Origin of the sequence: Listeria fleischmannii subsp. fleischmannii LU2006-1 (assembly GCF_000344175.1) — a bacterium.
In the GTDB taxonomy this organism is placed as follows: Bacteria; Bacillota; Bacilli; order Lactobacillales; family Listeriaceae; genus Listeria; species Listeria fleischmannii.
In genome coordinates this window covers 1-11,301 of sequence record NZ_ALWW01000067.1, presented here as the reverse complement: position 1 = coordinate 11,301, position 11,301 = coordinate 1, and the positions used below count along the sequence as shown (strand labels likewise).

The following is an 11,301-nucleotide window of genomic DNA, read 5'->3' as shown; positions in this document are numbered from 1 at the left end:
GCCAGAAGCAGAAGAGAATTACAGCAATTTAAAGAAAAAACTAGACGAAGCGATTCCTGTTTTTTCCAATCTCTGCTTTGACTAAAACAGGATTAAACGCACTTCTTCTTGCTATCGCAGATGAACTGGAAGTAGCGCCTGAATTCCCACTTGATGAACTACTTGAAAAAGAAGAAGAAAATACAGTACTTTATAAATTCGAGGCAGAGGAACCTGATTTTGTTGTTACACGTGATCCAGACGGCGCATTTGTCCTAAGCGGCGAAAAAATCGAGCGGTTATTTGCTATGACAAACTTCGAACGTGACGCTTCAATTAATCGTTTCGCAAGACAGCTTCGTGCTATGGGTGTTGATGAGGAACTTCGGTCACGCGGCGCAGAAGACGGCGATACAGTTCGTCTACTTGATTTCGAATTTGAATTCCAAGAGTAAATGCAAAAGGCGCTGTTTTAGCGCTTTTCTGCTTTTTGATAGAAAGGGAGTGTGGCATAATGAAAATTGCTTATCTTGGTCCAGCGGCTTCATTTACGCATAGTGCAGCAAGAAGCGCCTTTCCTGCTGCCGATTTAATTCCAGCAGCTTCCATCCCAGATTGTATTATGACAATCCAAAATAACGAAGTCGATGCAGCTGTTGTTCCAGTTGAAAATACCATTGAAGGTAGTGTTAATATTACCTTAGACTATCTGTTTCACTTTTCTGATGTTCCCATTCAAGCTGAACTCGTTCTTCCTATTGCACAACATGTGATGGTGCACCCGCTTAATGCGGCATCTTGGAAATCTGTCCAAAAAGTGATGAGCCACCCGCAAGGTTTAGCCCAGTGCGAAGCCTTTTTAAAAGAAGAACTATACGGTTCTGTGCGGGAAGCTACACCTTCAACCGCTTATGCCGCGAAATGGGTGAGTGAACATCCGGACGAATTAGTTGCCGCCATTGCACCCCGACTTGCAGCAGAGGAATACGGGCTTCAAATTGTGCAGGAAAATGCGCAGGATATTGAGTTAAATCAAACGCGTTTTGTGGTATTAAGTCGAAAACCCGTAAATATTCCGCTAAAAAAAGAAGAGGAAAAAACTTCTGCGAGTATTTTATTACCCAATAATATGCCAGGTGCTCTACATAAAATCTTATCAACATTTGCTTGGCGAAATATTGATATGAGTAAAATTGAATCGCGGCCACTAAAAACATCGCTTGGTGAGTACTTCTTTTTGATTGATTTACTTTCAGAAAATAAAGCGGAATTAATCCAACACGCTCTGGAAGAAATTCGTTTGCTGGGAGGAAAAGCGACTGTTCTTGGTATTTATAATGTTTACCGAATTTAAATAAGAGGGGCGTTTTTAAATGGGGATTTTCATTGAAAACTTTAATAAAAATGATTATGAAGACGTTGTCGCGATTCATTTAGAAGGCATTCTGAGTCGAAATGCGACTTTTCTAACAGAGCCACTTACTTTTTCAAATTGGGATGCCAAATATCTCAAAGAATGCCGTTTTGTAGCCAAAAAAGACGATAAGGTCATTGGTTGGGCTGCGCTTTTGCCATTTTCGAGTATGCCAAGCTATAAAGGCGTTGCGGAAGTGAGTATTTATATTTCTAAAGAGGCTCGGGGCATGGGTGTTGGTAAAGCGTTATTCGCGCATTTAATTGAGGAAAGTGAAAAAGCGGGTTTTTGGACTTTGACATCACTCGTTTTTCCGGAAAACGAAACGAGCATTCGCTTACATCACAAGCTTGGCTTTCAAACGCTTTGTATACATAAAAACTTAGGAAAAATGGATGGTGTTTTTCGGGACGTGGCTCTTTTAGAACGCCGAAAGAAGAGTTGACGCTCATTTTTTAATAGAACGGAGAAATAAAAATGAAAATTTTATTCATAGGCGATTGTGTAGGTTCAATCGGTCGCGAAATGATTACGGAATATTTACCCAAGTTAAAGCAAAAATATAAACCGACTGTGACGATTATAAACGGGGAGAATTCTGCTTCTGGTCGTGGGATTACGGAAAAAATTTATAAAAACTTTTTACTACAAGGCGCAAATGCGGTGACGCTAGGAAATCATGGTTTTGATAATCGTGATATCTTTTCATTCATTGATGAAGCGAAGTATCTGGTACGACCGGCTAACTATCCTTTCGGGGCGCCTGGTGTGGGCATTGTATATGTTAAAGTGAATGAAACGCTTGTCGCAGTGATTAACTTACAGGGACGGACCTTTATGGGGCAGGATTTAAAAGATCCTTTTGAAACCATCGATCAACTTGTTTCGGAAGCTAAAAAGAAAACCAATGTTATTTTTGTTGATTTTCATGCTGAAACAACGAGTGAGAAACAAGCGATGGGCTGGCATTTAGATGGCCGTGTATCTGCTATTGTTGGGACACATACCCATGTGCAAACATCAGACAACCGAATTTTACCCGAGGGAACAGCTTATTTATCTGATGCTGGCATGACGGCCCGTATGATGCGGTGCTTGGTATGAATAAGGAAGCCGTTTTGCGTCGTTTTAAAACGCAATTACCAACACGTTTTGAAGTACCAAAAGAAGGACGTGGTATTTTATCAGGTTGCCTCATTACATTAGATGAAAAATCGGGACGTTCTTCTAAAATTGAACGTATTTTAATTAATGACGATCATCCATTTTATGAATAAAGAAGGGTAAAAAATGGCATATTCCAAAAGAAGAAATTTTAAAAAAAAGCCGAAGAACTTAAACAAGCTCTCGAGCATACGGAAGAAATCGAATTTTATAAAAAAGCTGAGGCGCAAATTAATGCGAATCAAAAAGTACAGGCGAAGATTGCGGAAATTAAATTGCTACAAAAGCAGTCCGTAAACTTGGAACATTACGGGAAATATGAAGCTATGAAGCAATCGGAAGCAAAAATTGAAGAACTTCGAAGCGAAATTGATAACTTACCGGTTGTACGGGAATTTAGACGAGCGCAGAGCGATGCGAATGATTTATTACAATCGATTACAGATTCCATTTTAGTCCAGCTTAAACAGGATTTTGAAGATTAATTCGCTAATGCAACACTCATTTAGCCCATAGAGGAGCAGCAAGCTCTTCTATGGGCTAAATGCTTTTTAACAAGAAAGCCGTTTTTGTTTATGGTATAATAGAGGAATGAAAAAACGTGATGAAGTAAGGGATGATGAAGAATATGACAACCTACACACCAATGATGCAGCAATACTTAAGTATTAAGGAAAACTATCAAGATGCCTTTCTTTTCTTTCGGCTAGGTGACTTTTACGAAATGTTTTTTGACGATGCGCTAAAAGCCTCGCAAATTTTAGAAATTACCTTAACTGGGCGAGAAGGCGGCGGGGAAGGTAAAATTCCAATGTGCGGCGTACCTTATCACTCCGCAAGCGGATACATAGATACGCTTATTGAAAAAGGGTATAAAGTAGCCATTTGTGAACAAGTCGAAGATCCAAAAACAACCAAAGGCATGGTAAAACGTGAAGTGGTACAGCTTATTTCACCAGGAACTGTGATGGATGAAAAAGGACTAAAAGAAAAAGAAAATAACTACATCGCAGCCTTTTATTTATATGAAGATAAAGAATTTGGTTTTGCCTACTGTGATTTATCAACTGGCGAGCTCAAATCAACCGTTTTAGAAGCGCGTGAAGATCGCTTACTTAGTGAACTCGCGACACTTTCCGCTAAAGAGCTCGTCGCCCAAAAAGACGATGCCCTCCTTTTATCCGAGGAGCAAACCACGCAGATGGGTATTCTCGTCTCAAATCATGAACAGCTTGATGATGGAACACTAACAGATAAATTGGTTGACCGCGCCACTGCACTTTCTGAAAAAAAAGCGATTGCCTTATTACTGCACTACCTTTCCGATACACAGAAGCGCGATTTAGGTCACCTTCAAAAAACCGTCCATTACGAAACGAGCCACTTCATGAAAATGGACTACTATTCCAAGCGCAACTTGGAACTCTCCGAATCGATTCGCGGCAAGGGAAGAGTCGGTACGCTTTTATGGCTCCTTGACCATACCAAAACCGCAATGGGCGGACGCCTACTTAAACAATGGATTGATCGCCCCCTTATCGAACAAGAAACGATTATAGGCCGTCAAGATGACGTTCAAGAATTAATGAAAAACTTTTTCGAACGCGTTGAGCTCGTTGAAAATTTAAAAAATGTGTATGACTTGGAGCGTTTATCAGGCCGTGTTGCTTACGGAAATGTCAACGCCCGCGATTTGGTCCAGCTACGCAATTCCTTGTTTCAAATCCCTAAAATTAAAGCCGTTCTAACTTCCATGAGCGGCGCAGCACATTTAAATGCCCTCGGTGAAAAACTCGACCCTTGCGACGAGCTGACCGAATTACTTGAAAAAGCCATCATCGACTCCCCGCCAATCTCCATTCGCGAAGGCGGTATTATCCGCGATGGCTATCACACAGAGCTTGATACTTACCGTGATGCGAGTCGAAACGGGAAGACGTGGATAGCGGAACTGGAACGGAAGGAGCGCGAACTGACGGGGATTAAATCGCTTAAAGTTGGATTTAACCGCGTGTTCGGCTACTACATTGAAGTAACCCGCGCCAACACACATTTATTACAAGAGGGGCGTTATGAACGAAAACAAACGCTCACCAATGCAGAACGTTACATTACACCAGAATTAAAGGAAAAAGAAAAGCTCATTTTAGATGCAGAAGAAAAAAGTGTGGAACTGGAATATCAATTATTCACAGAAGTGCGCGAGACGGTAAAAGACTACATCGAACGCCTCCAAGCACTCGCGAAAGCTGTCAGTGAAATCGATTGTTTGCAAAGTTTTGCTGAAATTAGCGAGAAAAATCATTTTATCCGTCCCAACCTTAGCGCAGATGGCACGCTCGAAATCATTCAAGGCAGACACCCTGTTGTTGAAAAAGTAATGGGGGCGCAAAGCTACGTCGCGAATGATTGCGTCATGAGCGAAAATCGCGAAATCTTACTTATTACTGGGCCTAATATGTCAGGGAAAAGCACCTACATGCGCCAAGTGGCATTAACGGCGATTTGCGCACAAATTGGTTGTTTTGTTCCTGCTGAGCGAGCTACATTACCGATTTTTGATCAAGTATTTACTCGCATCGGTGCTGCTGATGATCTTATTGCCGGTCAAAGTACGTTTATGGTTGAGATGCTTGAAGCGCGCAATGCGATTGTCCATGCAACACCAAACAGTTTAATTTTATTTGACGAGATTGGACGCGGCACAGCGACTTATGATGGGATGGCGCTTGCTCAGGCGATTATTGAGTATATTCACGAAGACGTCCATGCTAAAACGTTATTTTCAACCCATTACCATGAATTAACGGTTTTAGAGGACGAGTTACCAAAACTGCGCAATATTCATGTAAGTGCGGTTGAGGAAGACGGAAAGGTCGTTTTTCTTCATAAAATTAATGAAGGTCCTGCAGATAAAAGTTACGGTATTCATGTGGCTGAGCTTGCGGAATTACCTGCCAAATTAATTAAGCGTGCAGCTGAAATTTTAGAAACGCTTGAAGCGGAAGGCGAATCGTCCGGTAAACCTCTGAAAAAAGTGGTTTTAGAGGAGCCTGAAAAAGCGGCAGCAGATGATATGCAATTGCCTCTTTTTGAAATCGAAGCGCCTAAAAAGCAAACCACAAGCTCGCTTGAAAAAGAGATTAAAAAACTTAATTTAATGAAGATGACGCCAATGGATGCGATGAACAAATTGTATGACTTACAAAGTAAACTTTAAAAAATGAACGATTCTCTCTAAAAGGTTGTGATTTTATGGTCAAAATTGTGGAATTAACAGATGATCTTTCCAATAAGATTGCAGCAGGTGAAGTGGTGGAACGCCCTGCTTCTGTTATTAAGGAACTTGTTGAAAATGCGATTGATGCAGAAAGTACGGTCATAGATATTTTAATAGAAGAAGCAGGTCTTTCAAAAATGACAGTAATCGATAACGGTACTGGAATTGACGCAGAAGATGTTTCAACGGCCTTTTTACGTCATGCAACAAGTAAAATTAAAAATGAAGCGGATTTGTTTCGTGTTCATACACTAGGTTTTAGAGGAGAAGCACTGCCGAGTATTGCTTCTGTTGCTCGTGTCCAAATGACCACTTCAACGGGTGAAACAGGTACAAAAATAATAATCGAAGGTGGCCGTGAAGTTGAAAAGCACAGTGATTCAGCTAGACGCGGAACCCAAATTGATGTAAGCGACTTGTTTTTTAATACACCGGCGCGCTTAAAATATTTAAAAAGCTTACCGACCGAACTGGGAAATATAACAGATGTCGTGAATCGCCTGGCGCTCTCTCATCCTGAAATTAGTTTTCGTCTTAGCCATAACGGGAAATCCCTTTTAAATACAAGCGGAAACAATGATTTACGCCAAGTGATTGCTTCCATTTACGGGGTGCAGATTGCGAAAAAAACGGTACCCATTCAAGCAGAATCACTTGATTTCAAACTATCTGGTTATGCCGTTTTGCCAGAGATTAATCGTGCCAACCGTAATTATATTTCAACCATTATTAACGGCCGATTTATTAAAAATTTTGCATTAGTCAAAGCGATTCAAGAGGGCTATCATACGCTGCTTCCAATCGGACGTTTTCCTATTATTGTATTGCAAATCGAAATGGACCCGCTCATTATTGACGTCAATGTCCATCCGGCCAAACTAGAAGTACGTCTTAGTAAAGAGAAGGAACTTGGCCAGTTAATTTCTTCTGCTATTAAAGAGGCTTTTCATAAGCTACAATTAATTCCAGACGGGAGCGTTTCAAAACGCGAAAAACTCATCTCTGAACAAACGCAAATCGATTTTGATGCCCGCGAAGAACCGGTCGCAGAAACAAAACGTCAAGAACCGCCTACCTTATTCGAACGCCCAACTGTGCCAGAATTTACACCTGAGGAAAAAGAATGGGATGCTGTTATAAACGAACCACCTGAGGCTTACATCACAGAGGGCGAGCCTAGTCTCCCTGAGGCTACACGCATTCCGAAAATGTACCCAATCGGGCAGATGCACGCGACCTACATTTTAGCTCAAAATGAAGAAGGGCTCTTCATTATCGATCAACATGCCGCGCAGGAGCGGATTAAATATGAATTTTTCCGGGAGAAAATTGGAGAGGTAGAACGCGAGCTTCAAGAGTTGTTGGTACCCATCGTTCTCGAATTTTCAAACGAAGAATATATCCGCCTGAATGCCGAAACAGAAAAACTAAAAGACGTCGGTGTGTTTTTAGAACCTTTTGGTCAAAATAGCTTTATTATTCGCTCCCATCCAACTTGGTTTCCAAAAGGCGAGGAAGAGGCGACACTTCGCGATATTATTGATGAAGCGCTACACGCGCCAAATGTAAGTATCCACAAATTACGTGAAGATACGGCTATCATGATGAGTTGTAAAAAATCCATTAAAGCGAATCATTATTTGACTACAAGCGATATGGAAGCTTTACTGGATGAACTTCGAGCTGCAAGTGATCCGTTTACATGTCCGCATGGTAGACCTGTCATCATTAAATATACAACCTATGAGCTTGAAAAAATGTTCAAGCGGGTGATGTAAGGAGAACGATGTGAAAGAATTATTTGATGGGCAAAAAATCATTCCTGCTGCACATAATCAGCGTGATATTGAAAAAATAAGCGCTTTAGATGTATCGTATATGGTCATGCTCGAAACCCATGTGGCGCAGGTCAAATCACTTGTTCAATTCGCAAAATCAACGGGTAAAAAAGTGTTGTTACACGCAGATTTGATTAATGGCTTAAAAAATGATGATTATGCCATAGATTTTATTTGCCAAGAAATCAGGCCAGATGGCATCATTTCTACACGAGGAAATGTCATTTTAAAGGCGAAGCAGCATAAAGTTTTGGCGATACAACGTTTATTTATGATTGATTCGAGCGCCTATTCAAAAGGTATGGCTTTAGTTGAAAAAGTACAGCCTGATGCGATTGAGCTTTTGCCGGGCATTTTACCCGAACAAATTGCAAAAATGGATACTTGCTTGCAAATCCCAATTATCGCAGGAGGGCTAATTGAACGAAGCTCTCAAATCGATGCTGTTTTAGCTGCTGGTGCCACTGCCATAACGACTTCAAATAAAGAACTATGGAAGACTGTCGTCTAAAGTAGTCATGACAACGCAGCCAAATATGGTTGCGTTGTTTTCATGAAAAACAATTATATGAAACAGAAAGCGTTTTCCTAATCTGTACTATAACAAAAATGGTGCATTCTACTAATACAGACTTTTCATCTAGCAATATTTTGTCAAAAAATATTCACAATAGAATTAAATATCATCCAGACGAAACACCTACTGCCAGTAGTTGAAAGCCTCGTTTGTTCATAATGTAACAAAATTGTAATAGAAAAGTTTGAAAAAAGATGCACAAAACTGTAGCATTTTTTTTATTTTGTGTTATGATAACAGTATAAATATAACTAACTTTGCTCACTAGCAAACGCTCGAAAATGAGCAAAATACAGGAGGGTTTCCATAATGACTGAACAATGGTATGAATTTACTGGTGGTAACTGGGAAAACGAAGTGGATGTCAGAGATTTTATTTTAAAAAACTATCGCTTATATGAAGGAGACGACAGCTTCTTAGTTGGACCAACAAATGCAACAACAAAACTTTGGGACCAAGTCATGGATTTAACAAAACAAGAACGTGAAAACGGTGGCGTTTTGGATATGGATACAAAAATCGTATCTACCATTACTTCTCATGATCCAGGATACTTAAACAAAGACTTAGAAAAAGTAGTTGGTTTCCAAACAGATAAACCATTCAAACGTGGTCTTCAACCATTCGGTGGTATTCGTATGGCAGAAGTTGCGGCAGAATCTTATGGTTTCAAAGTAGATGAAGAAATCAGCCATATTTTCACAGAATACCGTAAAACACATAACCAAGGTGTATTTGATGCTTATACAGCTGAAATGCGCGCAGCACGTAAATCCGGTGTTATTACTGGTTTACCAGATGCTTATGGTCGTGGCCGTATCATTGGTGACTATCGTCGTGTAGCTCTTTACGGAGTTGATTACTTAATCAGCCAAAAGAAACAAGATTTAAATAATACAGGTCTTCGCACAATGAGTGATGATATTATTCGCTTACGTGAAGAAATCAACGAACAAATTCGTGCTCTTCAAGAACTTAAAGTTTTAGGGGAAAAACACGGTTTTGATATTTCTAAACCAGCAAAAACCGCTCAAGAAGCGTTCCAATGGTTATACTTAGGCTATCTTGCAGCCATTAAAGAACAAAATGGTGCGGCGATGAGTTTAGGACGTACTTCTACTTTCCTAGATATCTACGTAGAACGCGATTTGCGTAACGGTGTTATTACTGAAGAAGAAGCACAAGAAATTGTGGATCATTTCATTATGAAACTTCGTCTTGTTAAATTTGCTCGTACACCGGATTATAACGATTTATTCTCCGGGGACCCAACTTGGGTAACTGAATCTATTGGTGGCATTAGTGAAGACGGTATTCCACTTGTCACTAAAAACTCTTTCCGTTTCTTGCATACGTTAGATAACTTAGGACCTGCTCCAGAACCAAACTTAACTGTACTTTGGTCTACGGAACTTCCTTCAGGATTTAAAAAATTCTGTGCGAAAATGTCCATTAAAACATCTGCAATCCAATATGAAAATGATGATGTGATGCGTCCTAAATGGGGCGATGACTATGCCATTGCATGTTGTGTATCCGCAATGCGTGTTGGGAAACAAATGCAATTCTTCGGTGCTCGTGCTAACTTAGCGAAAACATTACTTTATGCTATTAATGGTGGCGTAGATAGAAAAAATCAAAAGCACAAGTAGGACCTGCTTTCCGTCCAATCGAAAGTGATGTTCTTGAGTTTGATGAAGTTATGGAAAAATATGATGCTATGATGGAATGGATTGCCGAACTTTACTTGAACACATTAAATGTTATCCACTATATGCATGATAAATATTCATATGAGCGCTTAGAAATGGCTTTACATGATACTCACATCTTACGTACAATGGCGACTGGTATTGCTGGACTTTCTGTTGCTGCCGATTCACTTTCTGCCATTAAATATGCGAAGGTAACAGCGATTCGTGATGAAGATGGTATCGTAACAGATTACCAAATTGATGGGGATTATCCTAAATATGGTAATAACGACGACCGTGTAGATGAAATTGCCGTTGATTTATTAAAACGCTTTATGACAAAAGTGAAAAAACATAAAACTTACCGCGATTCTGTTCATACAACATCCGTTCTTACAATTACTTCTAACGTTGTATATGGTAAGAAAACAGGTAATACGCCAGATGGACGTCGCGCTGGGGAACCATTTGCACCAGGTGCAAACCCAATGCACGGACGCGATACAAAAGGAGCGCTTGCTTCGCTTTCATCTGTAGCTAAATTACCATATGAATATGGACAAGATGGTATTTCTAACACATTCTCTATCGTACCAAAAGCTCTTGGTCGCGAAGATGAATCACAAATTAATAACTTAGTAGCAATGTTAGATGGCTATTCAAGTAAAATGGGACATCACTTAAACATCAACGTATTCAATCGTGATACTTTACTTGATGCGATGGACCACCCAGAAAAATATCCGCAATTAACAATTCGTGTATCAGGATATGCGGTTAACTTTATTAAATTAACACGTGAACAACAGCTTGATGTTATTCACCGTACAATGCACGAAAGCATGTAATTCAAGTAGTTTTTCGAAAAGGGGATGCTAGGCGAAAAATAGCATCCTCTTTTTAAAGTCAATCGAAAGGAAGAGGTTAAAATGTCAGACGTAATGGGACGAGTACATTCAGTTGAATCAATGGGGACGGTTGACGGTCCGGGAATCCGTTTTATTGTTTTTATGCAGGGGTGCTTACTTCGTTGCCAGTTCTGCCATAACCCGGATACTTGGAAGATTGGTACAGGTACCGAACGTTCCGCACAAGATGTTTTTGACGAAGCGATTAAATACCGCGAGTTTTTTGAAGCATCAAACGGAGGCGTTACCGTGAGTGGCGGAGAACCACTCTTACAAATTGATTTCTTGATTGAGTTCTTTACTTTATGTAAAAAAGCTGGGATTCACACGACGATCGATAGTTGCGGCGGATGTTTCACAAGAGAACCAGAATTCATTGAAAAATTAGACCGGCTCATGGATTTGAATCCGATTTAATTTTACTTGACATTAAACAAATGAATCCT

General features: G+C 40.1%; 5 protein-coding genes and 5 pseudogenes. All 10 read left to right on the top strand.

The window, feature by feature from the left end:
• A pseudogene (gene cgtA, locus LFLEISCH_RS13810) lies at positions 1–434 on the top strand (Obg family GTPase CgtA); the annotation flags it as partial.
• Positions 435–493: 59 nt separating this feature from the next.
• Positions 494–1,333, top strand: a complete 840-nt coding sequence (gene pheA, locus LFLEISCH_RS13805; protein WP_007477774.1) for a prephenate dehydratase — start codon at positions 494–496, stop codon at positions 1,331–1,333.
• 19 nt (positions 1,334–1,352) lie between these two features.
• Complete coding sequence (locus LFLEISCH_RS13800) at positions 1,353–1,838, top strand: GNAT family N-acetyltransferase (protein WP_007477772.1); 486 nt, start codon at positions 1,353–1,355, stop codon at positions 1,836–1,838.
• A gap of 32 nt (positions 1,839–1,870) precedes the next feature.
• Positions 1,871–2,670 (top strand): annotated as a pseudogene (locus tag LFLEISCH_RS13795) (TIGR00282 family metallophosphoesterase).
• 42 nt (positions 2,671–2,712) lie between these two features.
• Positions 2,713–3,042: pseudogene (locus LFLEISCH_RS13790) on the top strand (YlbF/YmcA family competence regulator); the annotation flags it as partial.
• 143 nt (positions 3,043–3,185) lie between these two features.
• Positions 3,186–5,777, top strand: coding sequence for a DNA mismatch repair protein MutS (gene mutS, locus LFLEISCH_RS13785; protein ID WP_007477764.1), 2,592 nt, complete (start codon positions 3,186–3,188; stop codon positions 5,775–5,777).
• A gap of 35 nt (positions 5,778–5,812) precedes the next feature.
• Positions 5,813–7,615, top strand: coding sequence for a DNA mismatch repair endonuclease MutL (gene mutL / locus LFLEISCH_RS13780; RefSeq protein ID WP_007477761.1), 1,803 nt, complete (start codon positions 5,813–5,815; stop codon positions 7,613–7,615).
• A gap of 10 nt (positions 7,616–7,625) precedes the next feature.
• Positions 7,626–8,186 (top strand): glycerol-3-phosphate responsive antiterminator, encoded by a 561-nt coding sequence (locus LFLEISCH_RS13775; protein WP_007477758.1) that lies wholly within the window; start codon positions 7,626–7,628, stop codon positions 8,184–8,186.
• Between the two features lie 375 nt (positions 8,187–8,561).
• Positions 8,562–10,795, top strand: a pseudogene (gene pflB, locus LFLEISCH_RS13770) (formate C-acetyltransferase).
• An 81-nt stretch (positions 10,796–10,876) separates the two neighbouring features.
• Positions 10,877–11,301 (top strand): annotated as a pseudogene (locus tag LFLEISCH_RS13765) (radical SAM protein); the annotation flags it as partial.